This window comes from Psychrobacter sp. CAL346-MNA-CIBAN-0220, assembly GCF_040309805.1.
Classification (GTDB): domain Bacteria; phylum Pseudomonadota; class Gammaproteobacteria; order Pseudomonadales; family Moraxellaceae; genus Psychrobacter.
In genome coordinates, this window is the sequence record NZ_JBEOPF010000003.1 from 116,168 (window position 1) to 141,525 (window position 25,358).

The 25,358-nt window shown below is 42.3% G+C and carries 20 protein-coding genes; 10 read left to right on the top strand and 10 right to left on the bottom strand.

From position 1 onward, the window contains the following. Positions 1-186 precede the first annotated feature (186 nt). Positions 187-708: a hypothetical protein gene (locus AAEY88_RS08175; RefSeq protein ID WP_350561276.1), complete on the top strand. Its 522-nt coding sequence runs from the start codon at positions 187-189 to the stop codon at positions 706-708. 149 nt (positions 709-857) lie between these two features. Here AAEY88_RS08175 and AAEY88_RS08180 read toward each other — a convergent pair whose 3' ends face one another. The 5 genes from AAEY88_RS08180 to AAEY88_RS08200 form a co-directional block, all read right to left on the bottom strand. Continuing rightward, positions 858-1,514, bottom strand: coding sequence for a YsnF/AvaK domain-containing protein (locus tag AAEY88_RS08180; protein ID WP_350561278.1), 657 nt, complete (start codon positions 1,512-1,514; stop codon positions 858-860). Between the two features lie 227 nt (positions 1,515-1,741). Beyond that, positions 1,742-2,590, bottom strand: a complete 849-nt coding sequence (locus AAEY88_RS08185; protein ID WP_350561280.1) for a PRC and DUF2382 domain-containing protein — start codon at positions 2,588-2,590, stop codon at positions 1,742-1,744. A gap of 625 nt (positions 2,591-3,215) precedes the next feature. Further along, positions 3,216-4,397 carry a thiolase family protein gene (locus tag AAEY88_RS08190; RefSeq protein WP_350561282.1) on the bottom strand — a complete coding sequence of 394 codons (1,182 nt, stop codon included), beginning with the start codon at positions 4,395-4,397 and terminating at the stop codon, positions 3,216-3,218. Between the two features lie 229 nt (positions 4,398-4,626). Further along, positions 4,627-5,955: a homoserine dehydrogenase gene (locus tag AAEY88_RS08195; protein WP_350561283.1), complete on the bottom strand. Its 1,329-nt coding sequence runs from the start codon at positions 5,953-5,955 to the stop codon at positions 4,627-4,629. A 184-nt stretch (positions 5,956-6,139) separates the two neighbouring features. Next, entirely contained in the window at positions 6,140-7,000 is an 861-nt protein-coding gene (locus AAEY88_RS08200) for a DsbC family protein (protein ID WP_350561285.1), read from the bottom strand. Between the two features lie 401 nt (positions 7,001-7,401). Here AAEY88_RS08200 and AAEY88_RS08205 point away from each other — a divergent pair, with 401 nt between their 5' ends. After that, a complete protein-coding gene (locus tag AAEY88_RS08205; protein WP_350561287.1) occupies positions 7,402-8,325 on the top strand; it encodes a DUF808 domain-containing protein in 924 nt (307 codons plus the stop codon). Positions 8,326-8,504: 179 nt separating this feature from the next. Here AAEY88_RS08205 and AAEY88_RS08210 read toward each other — a convergent pair whose 3' ends face one another. Then, complete coding sequence (locus AAEY88_RS08210) at positions 8,505-12,905, bottom strand: Rne/Rng family ribonuclease (protein WP_350561289.1); 4,401 nt, start codon at positions 12,903-12,905, stop codon at positions 8,505-8,507. 1,142 nt (positions 12,906-14,047) lie between these two features. Here AAEY88_RS08210 and AAEY88_RS08215 point away from each other — a divergent pair. Together AAEY88_RS08215 and AAEY88_RS08220 are read left to right on the top strand one after the other, a co-directional pair. Further along, on the top strand, positions 14,048-15,058 hold the full coding sequence (locus tag AAEY88_RS08215) for an RluA family pseudouridine synthase (RefSeq protein ID WP_350561291.1): 1,011 nt from the start codon (positions 14,048-14,050) through the stop codon (positions 15,056-15,058). 258 nt (positions 15,059-15,316) lie between these two features. Further along, positions 15,317-16,027, top strand: coding sequence for an HAD-IA family hydrolase (locus tag AAEY88_RS08220; protein WP_350561293.1), 711 nt, complete (start codon positions 15,317-15,319; stop codon positions 16,025-16,027). Positions 16,028-16,115: 88 nt separating this feature from the next. Here AAEY88_RS08220 and yihA read toward each other — a convergent pair whose 3' ends face one another. Continuing rightward, entirely contained in the window at positions 16,116-16,931 is an 816-nt protein-coding gene (gene yihA / locus AAEY88_RS08225) for a ribosome biogenesis GTP-binding protein YihA/YsxC (protein ID WP_350561295.1), read from the bottom strand. A 530-nt stretch (positions 16,932-17,461) separates the two neighbouring features. Here yihA and AAEY88_RS08230 point away from each other — a divergent pair. The 4 genes from AAEY88_RS08230 to AAEY88_RS08245 all read left to right on the top strand — a co-directional run bounded on the left by AAEY88_RS08230 (position 17,462) and on the right by AAEY88_RS08245 (position 20,574). Further along, complete coding sequence (locus AAEY88_RS08230; RefSeq protein ID WP_350561297.1) at positions 17,462-17,797, top strand: c-type cytochrome; 336 nt, start codon at positions 17,462-17,464, stop codon at positions 17,795-17,797. 360 nt (positions 17,798-18,157) lie between these two features. Then, entirely contained in the window at positions 18,158-18,826 is a 669-nt protein-coding gene (locus AAEY88_RS08235) for a c-type cytochrome (RefSeq protein ID WP_350561299.1), read from the top strand. A 246-nt stretch (positions 18,827-19,072) separates the two neighbouring features. Further along, on the top strand, positions 19,073-20,215 hold the full coding sequence (locus AAEY88_RS08240; RefSeq protein ID WP_350561301.1) for a hypothetical protein: 1,143 nt from the start codon (positions 19,073-19,075) through the stop codon (positions 20,213-20,215). Further along, on the top strand, positions 20,134-20,574 hold the full coding sequence (locus tag AAEY88_RS08245) for an RnfH family protein (RefSeq protein WP_350561303.1): 441 nt from the start codon (positions 20,134-20,136) through the stop codon (positions 20,572-20,574). The genes AAEY88_RS08240 and AAEY88_RS08245 overlap by 82 nt, the downstream gene beginning before the upstream one ends. A 69-nt stretch (positions 20,575-20,643) precedes the next feature. Here AAEY88_RS08245 and AAEY88_RS08250 read toward each other — a convergent pair whose 3' ends face one another. After that, the gene (locus tag AAEY88_RS08250) at positions 20,644-21,063 is read right to left on the bottom strand and encodes an outer membrane protein assembly factor BamE (protein ID WP_350561305.1); all 420 of its coding nucleotides are present in this window, start codon (positions 21,061-21,063) and stop codon (positions 20,644-20,646) included. Positions 21,064-21,389: 326 nt separating this feature from the next. Here AAEY88_RS08250 and fur point away from each other — a divergent pair, with 326 nt between their 5' ends. Continuing rightward, positions 21,390-21,821, top strand: coding sequence for a ferric iron uptake transcriptional regulator (gene fur / locus AAEY88_RS08255; protein ID WP_350561307.1), 432 nt, complete (start codon positions 21,390-21,392; stop codon positions 21,819-21,821). 206 nt (positions 21,822-22,027) lie between these two features. On the opposite strand, the gene AAEY88_RS08260 is transcribed toward fur, so the two are convergent. Together AAEY88_RS08260 and AAEY88_RS08265 are read right to left on the bottom strand one after the other, a co-directional pair. Beyond that, a complete protein-coding gene (locus AAEY88_RS08260) occupies positions 22,028-23,149 on the bottom strand; it encodes a PilT/PilU family type 4a pilus ATPase (RefSeq protein WP_350561309.1) in 1,122 nt (373 codons plus the stop codon). A gap of 91 nt (positions 23,150-23,240) precedes the next feature. Then, positions 23,241-24,278 (bottom strand): type IV pilus twitching motility protein PilT, encoded by a 1,038-nt coding sequence (locus tag AAEY88_RS08265; protein WP_350561574.1) that lies wholly within the window; start codon positions 24,276-24,278, stop codon positions 23,241-23,243. A 292-nt stretch (positions 24,279-24,570) separates the two neighbouring features. Between AAEY88_RS08265 and AAEY88_RS08270 the strand changes: the two genes are divergently transcribed. Further along, positions 24,571-25,353 (top strand): YggS family pyridoxal phosphate-dependent enzyme, encoded by a 783-nt coding sequence (locus AAEY88_RS08270; RefSeq protein WP_350561311.1) that lies wholly within the window; start codon positions 24,571-24,573, stop codon positions 25,351-25,353. Positions 25,354-25,358 lie beyond the last annotated feature (5 nt).

Genomic DNA, 25,358 nt, shown 5'->3' on the forward strand with positions numbered 1-25,358 from the left:
TTAATTTTGATATCAGGATTTATATCCTTATTGATATAAATAGTCGACAAGATACGTATCAGATGCCCGTAGCTGTTAACAGCTATGGGTATTTTTATGGGATTTGATTATATTATTACAAATTCAACATAGGCGTGATTATGCGGACACGCTATAGTATTTATCATATCAATTTAGGAGATAATTATGAATTTTGGGTATTCACATCGTTCTGTCTTTCTTATTGGCGTATTAGCAAGCGCTATCAGCATCAGTGCTTGTCAACAACAAGAGCCTGATTCAAGCCTAGAAGATAGCATCAATGCAGAAGAGTCAGTACCGATGTCAGCTGATCCTGCTGAGCCAAATGATATGCCAGCCGCAACTGACAATGCGACACTTAATGAAGTGGAAGAAGATACCATCGCCACTGTAAACACGGGTGTGACCCAGTTGACCTATTTATGCTCACCTGAGCTAAAAGTTGAGGCGACTTATAAAGAGGAAGACAATCAGGTTGTGGTTGATACGGATATGGGCATCGTAACCTTGACCAAAACCAATGAAGGTACTAATCCTGAAGTATTTGAAGTGGCAACCGCTATTGATGGTAGCGAGGGCTTTACTCAGTGGCGTGTTGCTCATGAATCGCGGGCTACAGGTGTCATGCGTACCGCGGGTGCTGATCAGTCAAACGTCAATACTTATGAATGTAACAAAGCAGAATAAGTGGTATTGTAAAGGCAGATGTTTATAGGTAGCTTCATATCACTCAAATAAAAAAAGCAACACGAACGTTGCTTTTTTTATGGCTATTTTTTAGAATTTAATAAAATATTATCTAACTAAGTGTCGGTCATATTGACTTAGTATGAACATTATTTTTTAGGAGTGCGTCCGGCTTCATGTTCTAAAAAACCCTCTTCTTGCACATCAAGCTCTTCGTGTTTGAGCTCAACCTGAATACTATCGGTATGGGTATGGGTAGTTTTATTGATCTCGACTTCTTGAATGGCATAAGTATCTTTAGTGATGGTCGCTACTTGGCGTGAAATGATTATCTCAACAGGTGCTTCCCCAATCTCAACTTGCTTGCCATTGATAGTCACAACGGCATTACTGTCTAACGACGGCTCGATATGACGCAATATATCTTTGTCATCATAACTGCCTGTTAACATATCTTGACTTTCGGCATCATAATAGTCAGTTTGTATGGTGATATATTCTTCGATTAGCTCGATAGGGACAGTAATGGTCTTGGTACGAGCATGTTTGGTGACGGTCACTTTGCCAATATCTAAGCGCTCTTTATTGACGACGGGGCGTTCTTCTAACAGCTCTAAATATCCACCATCATCACGTACTTTGATAGCTGCTGTTTTATTATTAATCTCTGATATATCACTGGGTGCTGGCAATTTATTATCGGCAGTATGGTTTGTTATTTTAGTCGTATTCGCTAATGGCAAGGTAGTTTTAGAGCTTTGATCATCAGCAAGATTGTTATTATTAGCATTGTTATTGGTACTCATGAGTATATTCCTTATAATTAGAATTAAGAGCTTTTAGATGGCAGGGTAGAAGCTTATTATCCCAATCTGTACTATAAATTGACAGCGAAATTAGCTGGGCATAAAAAAAGACCAGAGACGGGCTCTGGCCTTAATTTACTGAGCCAAGAGACTCAGCTGCTTATCTGTATTGCCTTTATTTTTATCTCAGTTGAGACGTTTATATAAAGTAGGGACAGGTTAGCCTCTTACATACCACGAGCGCGGCGTACATCTTCGGCAGTGATATCATCACGATCTACAAGGTTGCCTTCACGGTCAACCACATTACCATCACGGTCAATATCAAGCTCTTCGCGTTGGATAGTCTCAACGATAGTCTCACTATGACGTTCAGTTGTTTTACCAACACTCACTTCTTCTGCAACATAAGTTTCTTTACTAACGCGAGCCCGTTCTGCTTCTAGTTCAACTTCGATAGTTTCGTTACCATCGACATCACCGATATGGCGGTCTGTTGGACGATCAACGTTGGTACGTTCGATGTGAGCATGCTCTTCTTCTAAATCAACATTGACGTTACGCTCTTCAGTAACCACATGCTTACCAACTTTAACCAAACCGGCAACGATACGGTCTTTATTGACGGTCAAACGCTCTTCTAATAGCTCAAGTTTGTTTGGCGCTTCGTAGTTAGCATCTTTCATTTCCATACGGTCTTCAGCAGGAATAGTGTCGGCGACGAAGGCTTTACGGTCGTTTTCATACTGCTCTTTGTAGCTATACTGATAGTCATGGTCATATAATTCCATGGCGTCAACTTGTGATTTAGTCAAGCTATCAAAGAAGACGTCATCACCAACGATACGAGCCAGACCTGCTGGTACTAACACTTCTTTTGAGGTGAACCAACCACCTGCATCAACGATCAAATAACGGATACGACCAGTGGTATCTTCTACCAATGCGCCATCGATTCTACCAATTTTGTCTTCATCGACGCCATAAGCAGTTTTGCCTGTTGGGTCATAATAGTCATCACCAATAAGATCACGGTGAGTGGCTTGGATATCTTGTAAACGAATAAGTTGGCTCATTATTGGCTTCCTTCTATATGAGTAAATGTATAAGTGGTTAAAAGTAAAACTCAAAACAATAGCGTTAAACAACAACGCCAGTTATAAATCTGTCGTTAGAAACTTGCCATTACCCGTATTAAAAATTATATTTATCAATAGTAGTATTGGCAAACAATAAGAGTAATTTAGTTTTTCTACTTGCTCTTACTGCTGCGATTGTCAAGTGTAACATTCATAAAGTAGACCATGAATATAGCAAGCAACCGCTGAATCAACTTATAATTATCGTAGCATTGGTTTTTTAAATGAGATATATGCACGAGGTAGCAAAGTGTTCATCTGACGTAAACGCGTGTAATAGGCTGTAAGTGGCATAACATGGCAGCGCTATAAGTTAACGCTTTTTTACAGTGATAAATTTTTTTATCTATCTACTCGTAGTGCTTATTGTTTGTCGGTTAGATTGACAGTCAAACACACTTTTACTAATCAACAACTGCTTAACTTTTGCGACAAAAAAACCGCATAGCGCGTAGGCGATGCGGTAATCAATATAAAAAGGATAATATGAATTAAAAAATAGAGGCTAAAAATTTCTGAACATAGCCTATTAAATAATAATTTCTTAAAATACTACTGACACTTAAGCCAGTTCAATAGCAACCGCAACCGCTTCGCCGCCGCCGATACATAAAGTAGCAATGCCCTTTTTGCCACCTGTACGCTGTAGTGAGTTGATTAATGTCACTAAGATACGCGCGCCAGAGCAGCCAATCGGATGACCAAGAGCACAAGCACCGCCTTCGATATTTACTTTAGCATGGTCAATCTTAAGCTCATCCATAGTAACCATGGTCACCATAGCAAAGGCTTCATTGATCTCCCATAAATCGACATCATCAACTGACCAGCCCGCATTGGTTAAGACTTTTTCGATAGCGCCAATCGGGGCGATAGTAAATTCGCTTGGATGACGTGATTTTGATGCGGTCGCGATGATACGTGCTTGGTAATCAAGGCCCTCTGATTTTGCTTGTGACTCTTTCATTACTACTACTGCTGCAGCACCATCTGATATAGAGCTGGCATTGGCTGCTGTAATGGTACCGTCTTTAGCAAAAGCAGGACGTAATGTTGGGATACGCTCAGCATCAGCAAGACCAGGTTCTTCATCGGTATCAACCGTTTTTTCGCCTTTACGAGTACTAAAAGTAACCGGTTCAATTTCTTTTGCGAAATGGCCCTCTTTGATGGCCGTTAGAGCGCGATTGAGTGATTCAATAGCGAATTCATCCATCTGTTCGCGCGTATAACCTCTCTCATTTGCCAAATCTTGCGCGAATTGGCCCATTAATTTGCCGGTTTCGGCATCTTCTAAACCATCTAGGAACATATGGTCTTTGACTTCTTTATGACCCATACGATATCCAGTACGCGCGCCTGGCATAAGATAAGGGGTATTGGTCATCGACTCCATGCCACCTGCAACCGCCACATTAAAGCTACCAGCTTTGATGCCATCGTGTGCTTGCATGACGGCTTTGAGACCTGAACCACATAGTTTATTAATGGTTACCGCACCTGTTGCATCAAGCAAACCGGCTTTACGCATGGCTTGACGGGCAGGACCTTGACCAAGACCAGCGGTTAAGACACAGCCCATAATGACTTCATCAACGCTATCTGCACTGACGCCTGAGCGTGCAACGGCTGCTTTAATGGCTGCTGCGCCTAAATCAGAAGCGCTCATGTCTTTTAGTACGCCCTGAAAACCACCCATCGGCGTACGCGCGCCATTAACAATTACAATTGCATCATTTGACATCGTTATTTTTCCTTGTTTGCATGTTTTTGATTTGACTCAGTCACTTATTAGATCACTTAATCTAAGTCATCTATTAAAATAATTTACTTTTTAAACTCAGTTACTCGCCAAGTATTAGGGTAAATAAACCTCATGTTATACTAAGTGGTAGCAAAGTATCATCAATATAATGCACCCTTGATAGTCAATAATCAAGTTTCTAGTAAACAAGCGTACACTCACTGAGTGCTTAAGCCAGTTCATCTAAACGGATACGCACCACTTTATCAGTGACGGCATTCAGCTTTTCAATTTTTTCAATCGCTAGGTTCATTTGGCTTTCGACCACCGGCAGGGTCAAGATAATCACTGGTACTTGGCCGACTTTGTGCGCAGGCTTTTGTAAAATCGCATCAATGTTAATACCAGCATCACTCAAAATGCGGGTGATATCTGCTAGTACGCCAGGGTTATCATAGGCATGAACACGCAGATAATAGCCGGTGATCATTTGCTCTGGGCGTAATATCGGAGTGTTGGAGAGCGCTTCAGGGATAAAAGCCAAATGCGGTACATGATGACCACGGTCGTTAGTCCCTAGCACTCGTACTAAGTCCATAACATCCGCCATCACTGCAGAAGCGGTCGCGCCAGCGCCAGCGCCGTCACCGTAATAGAGGGTCTGACCGAGTGGATGTGAATTAACCAACACTGCGTTTTTGACACCATTAACGTTAGCTAACAGCGTATCTTGTGGAATTAAAGTGGGATGCACACGTAGCTCGATACCTGCGCTATCAGGATGGTCAGAGTCACCCTCACGACGTACTGCAAAGCCCACATGCTTGATGCGGTAGCCAAGCTCTTCAGCATAATTGACATCTTGCAAAGTGATGTTTCTGATACCTTCACAGTAGACTTTATCAAACTGTAATGGAATACCAAAGGCAATAGAGGCCAATAACGCCAGTTTATGCGCCGCATCGATACCTTCAACATCAAAGGTAGGATCAGCCTCGGCGTAGCCTAGCTCTTGTGCTTCTGCTAGCACATCGGCAAAGGGGCGACCTTTATCACGCATTTCGCTCATGATAAAGTTGCCAGTACCGTTAATAATGCCAGCCAACCAATCGACTTTATTAGCAGCAAGCGCCTCACGTATGACTTTAATAATGGGAATACCGCCAGCAACCGCTGCTTCATAAGCCACATGCACATTGTGTGCCTCGGCTAAGGCAAAGATTTCATTGCCATGCTCAGCCAGTAGCGCTTTATTGGCGGTCACCACATGTTTGCCATGTTTGATGGCATGCATGATGACGTCTTTAGCAAGCGTCGTGCCACCGATCACTTCGATAACAATATCAACATTGTCGCTGGCAGCGGTTGCCATCAGATCGCTGTTTTGGATAATACTGGATTCGATATCATCACGCTGACGGCGGGTGCCGACTTCGGTAATGACAATATCGCGTCCGCTACGGCGTTTTAGCTCGTCTAAGTTATCGTTGATTAGATTGATCACGCCAGTACCGACGGTACCTAGGCCAAGTATCGCTAGTTTGATGGGTTTACTCACAGTATCCTCAAGAAGTTAAATAGATGAATGGGAAAGCGGGTGATAAGTTAGACTACTGTATCAACTAAGCTATTATAGTTTAAGAAAACAGTAGTCTAACTTATCAATCTAACTACTATCGTTATTATGCTTTATCGTATCATATCGGCAATCGTCTGCGACGTCCATACAATGTCAATTGCTACTATTTAATACCCACGGCTTGTGCCAGTTGTGCGGCAGGTAGATAACCACCGACTTGCTGACCAGATTCGGTAAAGATGGCAGGGGTTCCGCGTACGCCAAGACTTGCACCCAGCGCCATTTGTGTTTGTACCGGACTGTTACAGCTGGCAGCGGTCACGTTTGCACCTGTTTTGGCTTTATCCATCACCGCGTTGCGATCTTCACTGCACCAAATAGCTTCCATTTTAGGAATCGACTCTTGACTACGCGGCCATGCTAAATAACGTACTTCAATACCGCGGGCATTGATATCGTCCATCTCTTCATGCAGTTTACGGCAGTAGCCACAATCTGCATCGGTAAAGGCATAAACCACCGATTTAGTTTCACCTTTTGCTGGATAAATAATCATATCTTTTTTATTGACCGCTTTAAGGGCATCTTGAGCTGTACGTGCAACCAATGCGCCACTGATATCAACGGGTTCCCCTTGTCCAACTGCGATGATTTGTCCTTGAATAATATGCTTGCCTGACTTATCGGTAAAAAATGCGGGTAATCCTTCGGCAGTCACCCAGTAAATACCATCCATATCTGTGGGCACCGCTGAGATAATACTTTCTTCAATACCAGAGGTTTTTAGATTGGCTTGTAGGGCTTTGACCACCGCTGCATCGCTACCGTTTGCTGTCACGGCTGCGCTGGTTTTTGCTTGTGCACTATTAACGATATTGGTATTGCTAGTGCTTGTAGCATCTGCGGCATTATTAGAGCAGCCCGCTGCGACAATCACTACTAATGCGCTCAACATGGCACGAGATAACTTATTACGAGCAAGCCTGTTAGCAGGCGGGTTAATTTTAGAAGCAGAAAAGAACATATAACGTTTCCTATAGGCAGGCGTGCCTAATCATAATGTCGTTGTAAAAAAGTGCGCTATTAACGCTTAAAAAGTTAATACAGTCTAAGGTTAAATGCTGCTTTCTTAGGTGGTAAGCGTGGCACTATTTAATAATTTTTGCTAAATCAGTTACGAATATTAAGCAGTGATAAATCGTTATATATTAACATGTTTTTATAAATGACAGCCACAAGCACTTAGAAGGTCGCGCCTGTAATACTAACGATAAATAAATATAGAGAAATTAAAAGTAAGATACATTTATACTATGTCATACCGCTTTGAGCCTAGGTAGGCTATCGCCAATAGTATTATTTTATAACATTATATAAGCTATTCTAACTTTATTTATTTAAGCGAATTGTCGCTAAGGAGTGCGCATGGCAGGTGCCAGTTTATTAACCCTACTTGATGATATCAGTGTGATACTAGATGACGTCTCTGTCATGACTAAAGTTGCCGCCAAAAAAACGGCTGGCGTATTGGGCGATGATTTAGCGCTCAATGCTGAACAGGTGACAGGAGTTAAAGCAAATCGTGAACTGCCTGTGGTCTGGGCAGTAGCCAAAGGCTCATTCATTAATAAACTTATCTTAGTGCCAGCAGCGCTACTGATCAGCACTATCTATCCGCCATTAGTCACGTTTTTGTTGATGTGTGGTGGGCTGTTTTTAGCCTATGAAGGGGCGGAGAAGGTCATTCATAAGTTTTGGCCGCATCTTTTACCGCATGATGAAGAACAAAACGCGCGTTTACAAGCCAATGCTGATGAAACGATCGATTTAGTGGCCTTTGAAAAGCAAAAAATAAAAGGCGCTATCCGCACAGATTTTATTCTTTCAGCAGAAATTATCGTTATTGCGCTAGGGGCAGCAGCCAGTGCAACCTTATTAGAGAAAAGCTTGGTACTCTCTATTATTGCAATCTCCATTACTATTGGTGTGTATGGCTTAGTTGCCGGCATTGTTAAAATCGATGACCTAGGTCTTTATTTGATGCAACAATCAGGTAATGCCAAACAAAAAATAGGGGAATTTCTATTAGCTGCGGCACCAAAACTAATGAAATTTTTATCTATTGCCGGTACGTTAGCGATGTTCTTAGTGGGTGGCGGTATATTAGTGCACGGTATTGATTTTTTACATCATGAGGTAGAGGATCTGGCACATTTGACCGGGGTTTTTGAGAGCATGACGACTATGCTATTGAATGCGTTGGTGGGTTTAATTGTTGGCGCAGCCGTCGTTGCTATCGTGACCATCATTGGTAAAATACGCGGTAAAAACGAATCTTCTACCCATTAATATTTCTTGATTTCGAAAGGTTACGATCATGTGAAGGCTGTAATTTTATTCGCTATTTGATCATAAAATACGATATTTAAAATATAAAGAAGCCCCAAAGTTGCTGACAACTTTGGGGCTTTTACTTTTGAGCTAGTAGCAAGGATTTTTAGAAAATCATCTTATATCGGTGCTACTAATTAACTGTCGCTATCTGAATTATCCGTTTCTAATTTTTCAGCTTGCGTCGGCTTTTTATGCTCAGTCTTAGGCTTACGGCTACGCGCCTTAGGGACTTTTGGGGTCGTTAGATTAAACATACCAGTTTGGGGCGATAATTGTTCAGCCACATTCTCGATCATGTTTTTATAACTGGCAATGGTCGTTTTAGACTTATTTGCCTGACTGTCCTCTTTGGCTAACTCTTCCTTCATTGCCTCGATATCAGTAGGAGCTGGTTCATCAAGCTTTGCGTTATCAAGATAAGCTTGATCAGCTTGTAACAAATGCTCGCTTTCAGCGCTAATATCGTCGGCCTGTACTTGCCCGGTCAATGCAGTTGCTTGCACGTTATGCGCATCAAATTGTCCATGCTCATCAACTTGGTTAGGCTCATCAACAACTAGACTTGCCTCCGCTACAACCTCAGCTTGTACAGACGTAGGCGACGCAATTACTGTTTCGCTAGGGTCTTTATCTGACTGGTTTAGTTGCTCGCTCTCGCTAGGTACTGTTAATACGGCCTGCTCCTGCTCTGGTTGACGATAGTCAGGATGTTGACCTCGGGGGTCATTGCTGGCACGTTTGCTAATAGCGCGTGGTTCAACCGACGTTTTACCTTGCGCTGCTGCAAACTGGCTGACCGCTTGAGTCATTGCTTCAAAGCGTGCTAAGTAATCTACCGCGAGGGGCTGATAGCCGTAGTTGCTAAAATCAAAGCTACTGTTACTAAGAGCGTTTTTATCAGCATTGTTAGCAATATCATCCTCAGCAATGTTGCTCTCAGTATTTGCTTGCTCCGTTGCGGACAATTGCTGAGAATACGCTGTCATCGCTGCAATAAAGCTACCGATCACACCGCTATTGGCCAAGTGGCTTTGAGCGTCCGTGAGGGTGGCATGAATAAACTCGCCGACCGTACCGCGGATAGCCGGTACACTTTTAATGGTCTGTTCATTCGCTTGCACCTTGGGTGTTACTAGTAGTTGAGCCTGTTGGCGACGTACGAGACGTGGATCGTTACTGGCTTGCCCAAACTTAGTAGCCGTCACATAACGTGACGCAAATAACGCTTCATGGGTAAGCTCGAGCGCTGCATTACTGTCTGTGACACTATTTACGACAGTATCTACAACACCATTACTGTCACCTTTATCACCACTGTCAGTAGTCTCAGCAGCTTCAGTAATATTGCTGTTATCAGTGCTCACGTCCTGAGTTTCAGGAACGGTTTGTACTGGATCTGCTATGGCTTCTACTGGCTTTTGGCTCTCAGTACTGGTTTCAGATATCGGCAGCTCATCTACAGTTGGTTGACTGTCGTCAATAGTAGCAGTCTCAACACTAGACTGTGCCTTATCTTCAATCACGTTAACAGGAGTGGTATCAGCTGGCGTACTGGTTATAGACTTACGCTTATCTTCTCCCTGTTTATCAGTACTTTGTTCAACAACGCTTTGCTGATTAGTAATATCCTCTTTACCATTTTTAGATACATTGCTTTTAGGGACAGCCTGTTCAGCAGTTTGCTTTTCAGTAGGCTTAGTTGTCAGCTGCTCAGACTTACTGTCATCTAAAGACAGATGCACTACCTCTGGCGATTTAAGCTTAGCCGACGCTTCATTGACCTGCAGCATCACCTCATTAGGGTTTTGATTGCGGCGAGTATTGGCTTGCGGTTTGCTGTTATTGGTGGTCGTCTGCTGACGGTTCTGCTGAGCATTATCATGTTCAGTTAAGGTCTCACCGCGCTCAAGAGTACCTCGTGAGCTACGTTGACTGTTTGGCTTACGTTTGGCCCGAGTTTGCTCCTCAGAAGTAGAGCTGTCCTGACGATCCGTGCTATTACGATTAGAGTCATCACGATCCGTGTTATTACGCTCGTTATTATTACGTTCATTGTTCTGACGATTACGGCTGCGATCGCTAGGACGTCTATTGTCATCACGCTTATCTTGACTATCAGACTGTTTAACGTCAGTAGCTTCTGTACTACTATTATCAACACTACTGCTATTAGTAGCATTGCTGCTGTCTACGTTATCAGCCTCATCACGCTGATCTTTTCTTTGGTGCGGTTTTGATGCTCTTGATTTACGCGGTTTACGTCTTCTTCTGTCATCGCCTTTGTTATCATCATCAATATTGCTATTCGTACTGGTATTCGTATTGTTATCAGTATGACGGCTTGACTGCTGACGATTGGTGTTATTTTCTGTTTGTTGATTATTTGACTGATTATCATCATCTTGATGGCTGGTTTGCGCCGCTGATGGAATCGGAGCACTACTTAAGGCATTATTATCGACTTGTCCAAATGAGCCTAAGCTTTGTGCACCTGTGTTTACGATAGCTTCGATTGCCTCAGCAGCATCACGGCTACTGACGCTATGCGACGTTTGTGCTTGCGGGGCTTGAGCGAATAAATTGGACAACCAAGCAACCGCTTGCGGCTGATCAATAGAGGCAGATGGGGCTGCTACTGGTACAGGGGCGGGTTGAGTCTGTTGAGGCTGGCTACTCTGACTCTGATTACTTGGCGCTGTGTTATCTTGGGCGTTACTACTTTGATTATTGCTACCTTGATTATTGCTACCTTGATTACTGCTACCTTGATTACTGCTACTTTGATTGTTGTTGTTTTGCGGTGCACGTGTCGAAGAGGTGGGCGCATGAGCATTTTTGCTAGTGCTATTATGGCTGCGATTGTCGTTGTTATTATTAACGCTGGTACTATTTTGCTGATTGCTTGAGCGCTTGTCGGTATCACTGCTTTGGGTATCAGACACTTTACGCGGTTGACGGGTTGGCTGCTGCTCAGGACGCTCTTTTTCAGCCGTTTGCCAATCAACGTCATAGCCAAGACCACTATGCTCTTGCTGCTGCGCATCTGTAATGCGCTCATAACTTGATGGGGCAAAACCATCGCGATTAAAGTGCAATTTAAAGTTAGGCGACTCTAAATGCGCGTGTGGCAAAATGGTGATACGGGTGCCACTGTCTTGTTCAAGATAGACCAAGCTGTCACGTTTTTCATTCAATAAGAATGCGGCAATATCGGTGGGTACTTCTGCTTGTACTTCACCTTGACGTTCTTTTAAGGCAATTTGCTCAATTTGACGCATAATTGATAGCGATAAAGAACGCAAATCACGAATCATACCGTTGCCATGACAGCGAGGGCAGATGTAGCCGGTCGACTCTTCTAATGACGGACGAAGACGTTGGCGGCTCATTTCCATCAAGCCAAATTTAGAAATTTCACCAAACTGAACACGGGCACGGTCATATTTAGTGGCATCGACCAGGCGTTTTTCGACCTCTTTTTGATGCTTATTATCATTCATGTCAATAAAATCAATGACAATCAAGCCACCCATATCACGCAGGCGTAACTGGCGCGCAATCTCGTCAGCAGCTTCTAGGTTAGTATGATAAGCAGTCTCGGCAACGTCTGAGCCTTTGGTTGATTTAGCAGAGTTAATGTCGATAGAGACCAATGCTTCGGTTTGGTCAATAACGATAGAGCCACCTGATGGCAAACGGACTTCGCGTTGATAAGCCGTTTCAATTTGCTTTTCGATATTAAATCGAGAAAACATGGGCTCATAGTCGGTATATTTACGCAGTTTCTCTGCTTGTGTTGGCATCACTGCATCAATGAAACCTGCCGCTTCAATATAAGCGTTTTCGTTATCAATCCAAATCTCAGCGATGTCATCACGCAGATAATCGCGTACGGCACGCGTAACCACGCCTGCCTCTTGATGTACCAGACGCGGTGACGGATATTTTTGATTTTGTTCTTGGATGGCCTGCCAAATATTAAGCAGATGGTTCAAATCGTGCTGCAAGTCTTCTTGAGTTTTACCAATACCAGCGGTACGAATAATAACACTCATACCTTTTGCCAAGTCAAGATTGCCCAGCATGCGCTTCATATCTTCACGAAGTTTTCCAGAGATTTGACGTGAGATACCGCCGCCACGCGGATTGTTTGGCATCAGTACCAAATAACGACCAGCTAGGGAGACGTAAGTTGATAGCGCCGCGCCTTTATTTCCACGTTCTTCTTTTTCGACTTGAACGATAAGCTCATCGCCTTCTTTAATGAGCTTTTTGATATTTTCATCGCGCGGATTGCCGCTGAGATATTCGGAAGAAATTTCACGAATGGGCAAAAAGCCTTGACGCTGTGAGCCGTATTCGACAAACACCGCTTCAAGCGAGGGCTCGACACGGGTGACGTGGCCTTTATAGATGTTGGATTTTTTTTGTTCGCGAGTACGGTTTTCTAAGTCGAAATCGTATAAATGATTGCCTTTACATAAGGCGACACGAATTTCTTCGTTTTGAGTAGCGTTGATCAAAATGCGTTTCATAACAGTATCCTATGAGTACGCATAACGACGACGAGAGAGCTTTGGTAGTGGCAGTAGCAAGTGGGGCTAGTATTAATATTTTCTACAGATGTTAACTGTTAATTAAAGGCGATAAATCGATCAACTAAAGTGGCTGTGGGTTAACTGTCCGTCTTTATGACGGTTGCACATTACTGTTAATCTTAGGTTCTTAACTTAAATTTGTTGCTAATAACCAGTATAAATAGGGCAGGTTGTAAGACTGTCATCATTTACATTAGGGCTGTCATAGCCAAACTTTAATGTTATCAAACATTCAGATCCAGATATTAATATGCTTACTTATTAACGCTATATGTCGCTATCAGGCTGATATTTGTCAGCTCGCTATTTATATAAGTTGTAAGTTTATAATGAAGAGCATGATATGCTTCTGTTCTAAGGTTAATACTTTAGGTCAAGCGATTTTATCTATCTTTTTATCTGTCAATTAATCAATTTATCTGTCAAATATCATTAGTATTTTCGATTATGGATGTTGCTGCGCTACTATTGCGCGGGGCGTACTTGGCAAACAGAATAAATGACCGGCTTATCTGCACGGTGTCGTATATCTATCTTAATTGTCGTTATCTATTTGACCGCCAATACTCAGGCAACTATCAATCCTAATCTCTAACTGTCCTCACTTACTCAACTGCGCTTGCCTAAACGATGAGCAAATCAAGTCGTGGTCATGCGCTAAATGAGTAAATTGTAATCTATCAATAAATGAGCGCGTTTGCCTAATTTATCAACTAGATTTTATGTAATATAACTGTAGGTAACGTGACTATCTATCAGTCTTGAACTCTATCAGTCTCGAACTATAAGCTCTAAAATTTCTGTAAATTTTCTATCAATTGTATTTATTGGGCATTACATTGCATGTTATTAAATATATATTCTAAAAACATCAGGCCCTAAAAATTGGTTAAGATGGGTAATACTAGCATTTACTGTACAGTACACTCCAACATGCTAACGCGCGAGTCGCTAAAATGGCAACATGCCATACAAGGCAACAAGGATTATTGTCGCAGCCTCTGCTCAATTGGCATTCAACATGTTAAACTATAGCAAATCTTTGTGTAAATAACTAACTAAAAATGACAAACTCCAAAATGACTAACGACGCACCTACCCATGAAGCCCCTGGCATCTTTAATAGCAAAACTCGTCCGCAAAGCGCCGATGATGAGATTAGTAACTTTGAGAAGGTCAATTATCTCGAAGTGACGCGCCATCAGCACGATCAGCGCGTGGATAACTTTTTGCTCAACCGGCTAAAAGGTTTGCCAAAACCACATATCTATAAGATGATTCGTTCGGATGAGATTCGCGTTAATAATAAGCGCTGTAAAGCGCATGATAGATTACACCGTGAAGATGTGGTAAGAATTGCACCTGTACAGCTAGCCACCCGTGATAAGCCAATTATCAGTACCGAGTTTGCCAAAAGCTTACTGGCACGGGTAGTCTATGAAGATGACGGCCTAATGGTACTGAATAAGCCATCAGGTATTGCAGTACATGGTGGCAGTGGGCTGGACTTTGGCGTGATTGAAGCAATGCGCGAAGTGACGGGTAAAAAATACCTAGAGCTAATACACCGTATTGATAAAGATACCTCAGGGCTATTGATGATTTCTAAAAAGCGCTCAACGCTTAAGAGCTTACAGCAGCACCTGATAGACAAAACCATCCAAAAACATTATTTATGCTTAGCGAAAGGACAGCCGGCAGTTAACGAGCAGCGTATTGACGCACCGCTGCTACGCTACACACTTGCTAGCGGTGAGCGCCGCGTTAAGGTAGATACTCAAGACCCACAAGCTAAAGAAAGCCAAACTGACATTGTCGTACATGGACGCTTTATGCTGGCAAATCAGCCGGTAAGCCTTATAGAAGCCCTACCGCTCACCGGACGCACACATCAGATACGGGTGCATTTAGCCCATATTGGTCATGCCATCTTAGGTGATACTAAGTATCATGTACATGACAAGTCAGGCGTTCATCGTCTGTGCTTACATGCATGGCGCTTAGATATTCCGGGTTATAAAACGATTACTGCGCCGCTACCAGAAGATATCTCGAGCTTGTTGCCAGAGTCAACTGAGCTGCCTGAGTAAGTTCTAAACGTTTATTTATAAGCCTGATTACTCGTTTATCATGAAACGGTAACCGTCTTCATATCAGTCGTTTGTTTATAAAAATAAAGAAGCGACTACTATAATTTAGTTGAAACTAGATACTCTCGCTACTTTCGCTATAAAGAAACCGCGGGCAGATAGTACACCGAGTACTTCAGCCATGTTTGGCCCTGTAACGAATTTATATGGTTATGACTATATTCGCAATATATTATCGCCATTTACTAAGGTAAATTCATGAGTGAACCCCTTATTAATCATAATTCGTCACTATCAACATCTCATTCGTCAACAGCACATGACTTAGCAGATAAAACGTTAATTATCTTTGATTGGGATGGTACGTTGATGGACTCAATAGGCTTAATTGTGGAGTCGATGCATGTGGCCGGAGAGGCGCATGGTTTTGTTACTACCGATCTTGCAGTGCAAGACATCATTGGTCTAAGTTTACTCACTGGGATCGATATCTTATATCCTGCTGCGACTGATGCGCAAAGGCTAGCAATTCAGCAAAGCTACAGCGATTACTATATCCCTAACAGTCACCGTACGCCGTTCTTTACGCCTATAGAAAATATGCTGCAAACCTTACAAAGTCAGGGCAAGCAGTTGGCAGTAGCAACCGGTAAAAAGCGTCGGGGGCTCGATCGGGTCTTGGACGCCTCTGGCAGTCATCATTATTTTGAGATAACGCGCTGTGCCGATGAATCAGGGTCTAAGCCTGATCCACAAATGCTTAACGATATTTTAAACCATACGCAAAAACAGATAGCTGATGCGGTATTTATCGGTGATAGTATTTATGATATTCAAATGGCAAATAAACTGGGTATGACCAGTATTGCGGTTGATTATGGGACGGCAGCTAGCGCAGCGCTTAGCGCGCAACAGCCTACTTATCAGGTAGAGACGCCGCAAGCTTTGGCTAAACTGCTATGTGCTTAGTAAACGCTGCACCTAATAGAATACAGTAAACAAGCTATACCAAGTGAAAGGGGATGTATCGCTAATAATAGATACATCCCCTTTTTGCTTACTCAGCATCTTTTTGTTCCACGTCTTTTTCTTCAATAACTGTTTGTTCAGAACTTTCTTGCTCAATATTTTCTTGTTCAAGACCTTTTAGTTCAGTGCTAGTGAGCTCAGTAGTGGTTTGCTCATTAAGGGCTAAGTCAGTGACTTCTTCCTCGCCATGTTTGTACTGGTACCAATTTCCCATGACTCCCGCTAACTCATCAAGACCTTCTTTTCTAAGTGCCGAAAATAGCTGAATAGTACAGTGTAGCCCTAACCTTTTTAGTTCTTGACGGGTATTGAGTAGCGCGTTCTTAGAGGCGCCATATTTAAGCTTATCGGCTTTGGTTAGCAAAATATGGACTGGTAGGTTCCCCTCTTTTGCCCAGAATAGCATTTGCTCATCAAAGAACTTTAGCGGATGACGAATATCGGTCATTAACACCAGACCTGCTAGGCTTGAGCGCGCTACCAAATACTCCTCTAGCTCCACTTGCCATTCTTTTTTCATCTCAAGCGGCACGGCAGCATAACCATAGCCTGGGAGATCGACCAGCCGTCTATCGGTATCGCCAATGCTGAAAAAGTTAATCATTTGCGTGCGGCCAGGCGTTTTAGAAGAACGTGCCAATTGTCGCTGATTGGTTAGCGCATTAATGGCTGAAGATTTACCGGCATTTGAGCGACCTGCGAATGCCACTTCGAATCCTGTATCGGGCGGGCAAAGGCGGAAGGTAGGTGCTGAGGTCATAAACTCAGTTTGCTGTATGCGTTGACGGGCTTTGGTATTAAACGCCGCATGTTCAGCGGCGACATCTTTAAACGGGGTGCTCATAAATGACTCATTAACATTCAAGAAATTAAAATAAATTCAGATGGGATAGTAAAAGGCTTGAGACAAATAATAATCAAAACACTGTCATAAGTGAAGATAAAATCGTAGTTTTTATACTTAAAAGTCACTGTCTTATCGCACTTTTAGTCTGGTGTTCACTATTGAAATACCCACTGCTAGCAGCATATTAATCACAGCATAACACTAAAGTGAATGGGTGCTTAGCGAAAATGATCAACACCGTTAAAATGTTTTACCAAAGCTCAACGGTTTGTGACTGTATTAAATTGACATATATTGTTACAATGGTGAGTAAGCTAGTATGGGTTATGATAATAAAGCATAATTATACTAAAAATAGTTGTAATAAAAATAGCCCAATATTACATCCAAAATCGACTAACCCAGCTTAAGCTATTATTGGAATTTAAAAACCCAGCATTAGAAAAAACAATAGCTATCCCATTAATAATTGACCCGCTATAGTACGCTGTACCAGCCAGAGATTTACTAGCCAAAGGAGATATCTTATGCGCTCAATAACTGCGTTTTTGGCCAAAACCAGCCACGCTTTGGGTGGTAGTGTGGCAATACTTATGCTCAGTACCGCAATGATAAATAGCGTTGCTGCTGCGGATACTGAGACGACTTATAATAACTCATGTGCCGCTTGTCATGATAGTGGTGCGCTCAATGCACCTAAAAAAGGTGACAGCGCTAAATGGCAACAGCTCAAGCAGCAAAAAGGCTTACCAGCACTGATCAATTCAGTTAAAGGCGGCATGATTCAAATGCCAGCGGGCGGGCTATGTGACAGCTGTAGCGACGATGATTATCGAAAATTAATTGATTATATGAGTAAATAATAAACGCAAGCAATAGGCACACATAAAATCTTGAATAGATAAAACAAAGCACAAGTTTAACTCGCTATATATAGTTTTTGTTTTTTTAACCTATGCACTGATACGATGTTAATAGAAAAACCACTAGGTGTTACGATTAAGTAGGCAAATCCTACAAAGTCTTGCTATAATAATTGAAAATAAACCCTGATATTAGTAAGTACTTTCAGGATGCTTGTGATAAAGACCTCAAAACGTATGGGTCAATTCGCTAAACATTAGGTTGGCGCATGGCTTATACTGAATGTCTTATTAGTATAATTACTCTAAGTTACAATCACTCTAGATAATGCTTACGTCGAGTTAGTAGGATTCGTATCCATGAAAAAGTTAATCGCTGCCGCCAGCTTATGCGTTGCAAGTTTCAGCGTACAAGCTGCTATCACTGTTCCTGAATATGACGTCACTGCAGGTAAACAAATTGCAGAAACGGTTTGTGCCGCCTGTCATGGTGTTGACGGCGTAAGTATCGTCCCTGCACAGCCAAATTTGGGCGGTCAAAACGTCAAGTACTTATATAAACAATTGGTTAACTTCAAATCAGGGCATCGTAAAAACGGTATCATGCAATCACAAGTGGCGAATTTGTCACAGCAAGACTTAGCCAATGTGGCTGGCTATTATTCTAGTCAAGCGCCTTGGGGAGTTGGCTTTGCCAATCCTGCGACCACACAAGAAGCGTCTAAGATATTCTTAGGCGGTGATAAATCGCGTGGTGTGATTGGTTGCGCCGGCTGCCATGGACCAGATGCAGCAGGTAACATCTGGGCTGCATTTCCTCGTCTAGGTGGACAGCATTCTCAATACATCGCTACCCAGCTTAGATTGTTCCGCGCTGCTGGCCGTGAAGATGATGTCGATAGTGATGATCAAAAACGCTATAATGATGCGGAGAGAGAAGGCGAAAAAGGCATGATGCAAACTGTAGCGTCTAAGTTATCGGATCGTGATATTCGTATCTTGGCAGACTATGTAAGTGCTATTCACTGATAAGTTACAGCCGTTTGCTTCTAATATTACTTATTAAGCTACCATTATTTATTTTTGGTTGAGCCTTTATTTAGACATTAGCCAGTTGTTATTAAGTCATTAAACCCCGATTTCGGGGTTTTTTTATAGGTATATGTCGGTAGAGCCAAATTTACAGCAACCTATTAACATTTTATATATATGATTTTTTTGGCTATTCCATTTTATTATTAACATTACTTACTTTAGACCGTTTGGATTGAGATTATGATGATCCGCTATGCTTCTTATTTTATCGCCGCGCTGCTACCGCTGTTATTGTTTCGGTGGTTTGCACCCGCTTCAATTGGTGAGATTGACTTTTGGTTGCTTTGGTTATTAGCTATGTTGTTGGTGTCGTTACCGGTTGTTTATGCGGAGATAGCACTGGCATATCGTAGTACTGAAGCGCCTCTAGCAGGGATGCAAAAGCTAACTCGCGAGGCAGATGCCAGTCCGTTATGGCGTAGTTTTGGCTGGCTGGCAGCGATAGTGTCTATCATTATTGCAGCGTTGGTGATATCAGGCGCTAGCAGTGGGTTAGTAGCTGCGCTGGCTGATCTAAATAGCGCCCCTGAGCTGCCAAGCTTTGCCATTGCTGGCGGCTTAATGGTTATCGCTCTATTATTAAGCTTACTTGGTGTTGCACCCTTGCCGATTGGGTTAGGATTGATGCTGGTAGGTTTGCTATTAGGCGTTGCCAATGGTCTGCCACCTATTGAATTTGCGATGACTGATGTTAGCTTAAGTGAGTGGGCGCGTGCAGTGGCATTGGCACTGGTAAGCGTTGGTGCAGGCACTGGTCTATATTGGTTCGGTCAACATTTAATCACCAAACAAACCATAACCGCGGTCGAAACCGACAGTAACAGTGACCATAATAGCTCTCGTTCACAACCGCCCAGCGAGTATCGCGCTACTAAATTAGTATTGCCTATTTGGACTCTACAGTTAGTAGTAGGGATGCTGGCCTTATTTATTAGTGGCCTAAGCTTACCGCCTTTGGGACAGTTATTATATTGGGTTGGGGTCTTGTTTGTTGCCAGCTATTTACTACACTATAGTACTCAGCAATTGGCGTATAAGTTCGGTCTGTTGGTCAGCTTGGTATTAACATTAGTAGTAGGTCTACTATTAGTGATCGGGGTACCGACTACTTGGTTGGTTGGGCTATTAGTCATCATTAGCAGTGTGGCAGTGTTATTATTATCTGTCTTTGCAGGCTGGCGGATGAAAATCAGCCATTTGCGTAAATCCTTAAATTTTGGCAATGAAGCACTGTATAATTTATGGCGGATAGCGATTCGCTTGATTGTACCTTTAGCACTGATTTTGGCATTGATAGGTTGGGTGATGCAGTGGTTGAGCTAAAGAACAGCAAACTCGCTGACGCCAAGTTAGGGCAATCAAACCTGATAACGGTGTATTTAGCTTATGCTGAGGATGCCCAGCGCCAACATTATTTAACCCTACAAGTTAGTAATGGCGCGACATTATATGAGGCGTTATCGCAAGCTGACTGGCTGGTACAGTTCCCTGATTTGGCGCTATGGTGTGAGCAGGTGATGCATATTGAAGCGCCAGCTGCTAAGCTTTGGCATGTTGGCATCTACGCGCACAAGCAGCCGCTCAATTACAAGTTGCAACCTTTCGATCGTATTGAGGTCTATCGTACCTTAAGCGCTGATCCTATGTCTCAACGTAAGAGTAAGGTCTCAGCGAAAAAGTGAAGTTGGTATTAACCGGTTACGTTTAATTTGTCTTAGAAACTATAGCTTTGAAAATTAGAGTAACGGAAATTATGAAGCGGGTAGAGACTCAAGACCCTCAATGCGATTGACCAAACCATTGGCATCGAAGTATATGACCAAGTGCTGACTGGCGTTCTTAACATCGGCGATACCTTTACGACTACCTTCTGTTCCTGCCTGATAATCATAGATATAATCCCAACGATTGGGCTCAAGAGTGTCTCTAATCGCAGGGCTACCAAGGATATAAAGTACTTGATTTTGGTTCATGCCCACTTTTAACTTTTGCGCTTGCGTTTGAGTGATGGGCGTTCCTTGCGGCAAATCAATCTTATAAACACTAAGTAATGAGCAGCCAGAAAGAGTAACGGCTGCGCTCAGCATACCGGTAGTGATAAGCTTGCGTAATGCGCTTGAACGGTTAAGCGAAAAATAGGGTAATGGCTTTATCATGATAAGATGACTCATAAAAAATGGGTTAGGCGCGGCTAAGGGTGGTTCGTTCTAGTCTTGCCAGCAATCATCGATAAATGATACGTCATTTACTTGCAATTGCCTACCACTTACGACATTATTTATCAGACAATATCTACTATGTTTTACGATTTATAGTATAAAGTCATAGACTTGCGCTAGAGTTAGTAGACCAGGACTCACTATAAATAACTATGAAATTTGCCTGTTTATTATCGCAGTAATGCTTAATAGGCAGTAAATATTAATTAATAACAATTATTTCTCTCATATTTTTTAAGTTTTTATTTGCTAAGACTTTAACAGTCAGAAGGGATATTATGGCTTTTACCAATCAAGATTTACGTAAAGCGGGATTGAAAGTAACGTTGCCGCGCGTCAAAATTTTAGAGCTGCTTGAGCAAGCAGAACTCCATCACATGAGTGCAGAGGAGGTTTATAAAGCACTGATTGAGCAAGGTGAGGATGTGGGGCTCGCCACTGTTTACCGTGTACTTACCCAGTTTGAACAAGCTGGTATCGTTGAGCGCCATAACTTTGAAAATAATTTATCGGTGTTTGAGATTACCCAAGATGAACATCATGATCACTTAGTCTGTGATGTCTGCGGTAAAATCGTTGAATTTCATAATCAAACTATTGAAAAAGAGCAGATCAAAGTCGCCAAAGAAAATGGCTTTAAATTATCGGGACATTCGTTAGTACTTTATGGCATTTGCAACAATCAAGAATGCAAAGATAGCGCTAAATAACGGTGCCAAGATTATTACTTTGAATGTGTTTTTGAGTACATCAGATTATCTAAAATAACCTATCAACAAAAAAAGCAGCCTTCAAAATCAGGGCTGCTTTTTTAATCAGTAGTTTTAAGTTATATAGGGAAGCAGTATCTGCAGTAAATGACGAGTAGTTATTAATGGATAGTTATTAATGAATAGCTATTATATAAATTTAGACCCTATTTGATATCTAACGACAAACGATCAGCACCTACGTTCAAATCTTCATCACTGTTGTTATTACTAAGCTTAATCTTTAGGCGCAAATCGTTTGGCGAGTCAGCATGCTTGATGGTGTCCTGGTAAGTAATTTCATCTTTTTCATATAGGTCAAACAGTGCTTGATCGAAGGTTTGCATGCCGCTATCACGTGAACGCGTCATAACTTCTTTAATCTCATGCACCTCACCTCTACGAATATAATCACTGATCAGCTGTGAGTTCAATAAAATCTCGATCGCAGCACGGCGGCTTTTGCTATCAGGAGTTGGGATAAGCTGTTGGGCAATGACGCTTTTGAGATTAAGCGATAAATCCATAAATAACTGCTTATGCCGCTCTGTCTCAAAAAAGTGAATGATCCGATCAATCGCTTGGTTGGCATTATTAGCGTGCAATGTAGCAAAGACTAAATGTCCCGTTTCGGCATATTGAAGCGCATAACTCATAACCTCTCGGTTACGAATTTCACCAATGAGAATGACATCGGGCGCTTGGCGTAAGGTGTTTTTTAAGCCCACCTCAAAAGACAGCGTATCGATACCGACTTCACGCTGAGTAACAATGCAACCACGGTGCTGATGCACAAATTCAATCGGATCTTCAATAGTAATGATATGGCCGTGTGAGTTCTGATTGCGATGCTCCATCATCGCAGCCATAGTGGTTGATTTTCCTGTTCCAGTCGCACCGACCAGCAGAATAATCCCACGCTTCGTCATGGCCAACTCTTTTAATAATGGCGGTAATCCTAGATCTTCGATGCTAGGAATTTTATTTTCAATCTTCCGTAAAATCATTCCTGCCATATCACGCTGCATAAAAGCACTGACTCGAAAGCGAGCTTGCTGTGCGTTATCAGTAATGGCAAATTGACACTCATTGGTCTCTTCAAACTCTTGCTGCTGATCTTTTGTCATCACACTTTTTACTAAAATCATAGTTTGTTCAGCGGTGAGTGGGGTTTTACCTACTGGACGAATGGTGCCATTCATCTTCATCGACGGTGCCACATCAGCAGTAATAAATAAGTCAGAGCCGTTATTCTCAATCATCAATTGCAGCAGTTTATCAAAGTTCATAGCCTACCTAACGTAAAAAAAGTATTGTTATAAGAGATATCTCTTAAAGGTGTACAAAATGATAAAGTCTAAAGTGCATAAGCTGCCAGAACTATAAAAATGCTTCCGGCTGCTTGGCATAAGGGCGTGCAACGTCTTTACTTATCATACCTTCCGTTACTAAGTTCTTGAGTGCTTGATCAAGGGTTATCATGCCATCACTAGCACCCGTTTGAATAGATGAATACATCTGTGCAACTTTGTTCTCACGTATCAAATTTCTAATCGCTGGCGTGCCCAGCATAATTTCGTACGCCGCAATCCGGCCCCCTGTTTGCCGACGTAGTAGGGTTTGCGAGATGACCGCTTGTAGAGACTCAGATAACATCGCACGAATCATCTCTTTTTCGGCAGCAGGAAAGACATCAATGATACGGTCAATAGTTTTAGCGGCTGAGCTGGTATGCAAAGTACCAAACACCAAGTGACCCGTCTCAGCCGCAGTCAAGGCTAGGCGAATAGTCTCGAGGTCCCGCAATTCACCGACCAAGATAACGTCTGGATCTTCACGTAATGCTGAGCGTAGTGCAGGCTCAAAACCTAAAGTATCACGCTGCACCTCACGCTGATTGATCAGGCTTTTTTTGGAGTCATGTACGAACTCTATCGGATCCTCAATCGTTAATATATGTTCTTTACGGGTCTCATTGATATAATCAACCATCGCTGCCAAGGTTGTAGATTTACCAGAGCCTGTAGGACCGGTCACTAATACCACGCCGCGTTTAAAGTCTGAGATACGCCTAAAAACATCGCCCATTCCCAAGTCTTCCATGGTCAGAACTTTGGAAGGAATGGTACGAAATACTGCTCCCGCACCGCGATTCTGGTTAAAGGCGTTGACCCTAAAACGTGCCAAATTAGGAATTTCAAAAGAAAAATCAGTTTCAAGAAATTCTTCAAAGTTTGCACGTTGTTTATCATTCATGATGTCATAAATCAGCTGATGCACGACTTGATGGGTCATGATTGGCATATTGATACGTGTCATTTCACCATCGACCCGAATCATGGCTGCCATCCCTGCTGAAAGGTGTAAATCTGATGCTTTTTGCTTAACAGTAAAGCGCAGCAGATCTTCGATAGTCAACGTGATTGTGTCATCCATAGTCAAACAGTCTTATTAATTAATGAGAGTAAGGTAAAAAAATATTTTTTGACATGAGATATTGTCACCATTTACTAAACTAGTTTTATTCTATTATTAACAGCATAAGTTAGACAAAGTAACAATATAATAACAAGACTCTAGGTATTTGACCATCTCCTCTGTCAAGAAAATGCAAAAATAGAAGCTCAAATTGTTTTATTCATCAGCCTTCCTCCTTCTGCTAAAAAATACTTATAAATATATCTTAGCGAATTGTTTATATGAGAACTCTATGAAAGCGACTTCTAATAATCACAATAACCTCCATGCCAGTGATAAAAATTCTGAGAATAATTTTGATTTAACCGATTTGCTTGATAACTGGCAGCAGGTACGTCAACAAGTTGCGCAGGCCTGCACGCAAGCAGGGCGTAAGTCAGAGTATGCTAACGATACTACCAATGATAACGTGACCTTACTTGCTGTTTCTAAAACCAAACCTATTGAGATGATCGTAACGCTAGCCCAACAAGGTCAACGTGATTTTGGCGAAAACTACTTACAAGAGGCAGTCGAAAAGATAAAGGTATTACGAGATCAGCCTGAGACTGGCCATATTGTCTGGCACTATATTGGTCGTATTCAGCGTAATAAAACGCGTGATATTGCTGAGAATTTTGATTGGGTACAAACGCTTGAGCGTGACATTATTGCTAAACGTTTAAACGATCAGCGTCCAGACGGGTTGCCTCCGCTTAACGTCCTTATTCAACTTAATATTGATGATGAGAACAGTAAGTCAGGCTGCCTCCCTGAACAGTTGCCAGAGTTGATAGTAGCTATTAAAGGTTATGAGCGCTTGCAACTGCGTGGCCTGATGATTATCCCTGCTAAAGCGGATACTGATGCCTTCGCGCGCACGCAGCAGCTGTTTAATGAGGTTAAACAAATGCATCCAGAATTAAGTGCTTGGGATACGCTAAGTATGGGAATGAGTGGTGATATGGAAGATGCCATTGTTAATGGCTCTACTATGGTACGCGTTGGTACCGCAATATTTGGTACTCGAGAGTAGCAATA

Coding starts and splice junctions, on each gene's coding strand:
- AAEY88_RS08175 (WP_350561276.1), top strand. CDS start 187: ATGAATTTTGGGTATTCACATCGTTCTGTCTTTCTTATTGGCGTATTA.
- AAEY88_RS08180 (WP_350561278.1), bottom strand. CDS start 1,514: ATGAGTACCAATAACAATGCTAATAATAACAATCTTGCTGATGATCAA.
- AAEY88_RS08185 (WP_350561280.1), bottom strand. CDS start 2,590: ATGAGCCAACTTATTCGTTTACAAGATATCCAAGCCACTCACCGTGAT.
- AAEY88_RS08190 (WP_350561282.1), bottom strand. CDS start 4,397: ATGTCAAATGATGCAATTGTAATTGTTAATGGCGCGCGTACGCCGATG.
- AAEY88_RS08200 (WP_350561285.1), bottom strand. CDS start 7,000: ATGTTCTTTTCTGCTTCTAAAATTAACCCGCCTGCTAACAGGCTTGCT.
- AAEY88_RS08205 (WP_350561287.1), top strand. CDS start 7,402: ATGGCAGGTGCCAGTTTATTAACCCTACTTGATGATATCAGTGTGATA.
- AAEY88_RS08210 (WP_350561289.1), bottom strand. CDS start 12,905: ATGAAACGCATTTTGATCAACGCTACTCAAAACGAAGAAATTCGTGTC.
- AAEY88_RS08215 (WP_350561291.1), top strand. CDS start 14,048: ATGACTAACGACGCACCTACCCATGAAGCCCCTGGCATCTTTAATAGC.
- AAEY88_RS08220 (WP_350561293.1), top strand. CDS start 15,317: ATGAGTGAACCCCTTATTAATCATAATTCGTCACTATCAACATCTCAT.
- yihA (WP_350561295.1), bottom strand. CDS start 16,931: ATGAGCACCCCGTTTAAAGATGTCGCCGCTGAACATGCGGCGTTTAAT.
- AAEY88_RS08230 (WP_350561297.1), top strand. CDS start 17,462: ATGCGCTCAATAACTGCGTTTTTGGCCAAAACCAGCCACGCTTTGGGT.
- AAEY88_RS08235 (WP_350561299.1), top strand. CDS start 18,158: ATGAAAAAGTTAATCGCTGCCGCCAGCTTATGCGTTGCAAGTTTCAGC.
- AAEY88_RS08240 (WP_350561301.1), top strand. CDS start 19,073: ATGATGATCCGCTATGCTTCTTATTTTATCGCCGCGCTGCTACCGCTG.
- AAEY88_RS08245 (WP_350561303.1), top strand. CDS start 20,134: ATGGCGGATAGCGATTCGCTTGATTGTACCTTTAGCACTGATTTTGGC.
- AAEY88_RS08250 (WP_350561305.1), bottom strand. CDS start 21,063: ATGAGTCATCTTATCATGATAAAGCCATTACCCTATTTTTCGCTTAAC.
- fur (WP_350561307.1), top strand. CDS start 21,390: ATGGCTTTTACCAATCAAGATTTACGTAAAGCGGGATTGAAAGTAACG.
- AAEY88_RS08260 (WP_350561309.1), bottom strand. CDS start 23,149: ATGAACTTTGATAAACTGCTGCAATTGATGATTGAGAATAACGGCTCT.
- AAEY88_RS08270 (WP_350561311.1), top strand. CDS start 24,571: ATGAAAGCGACTTCTAATAATCACAATAACCTCCATGCCAGTGATAAA.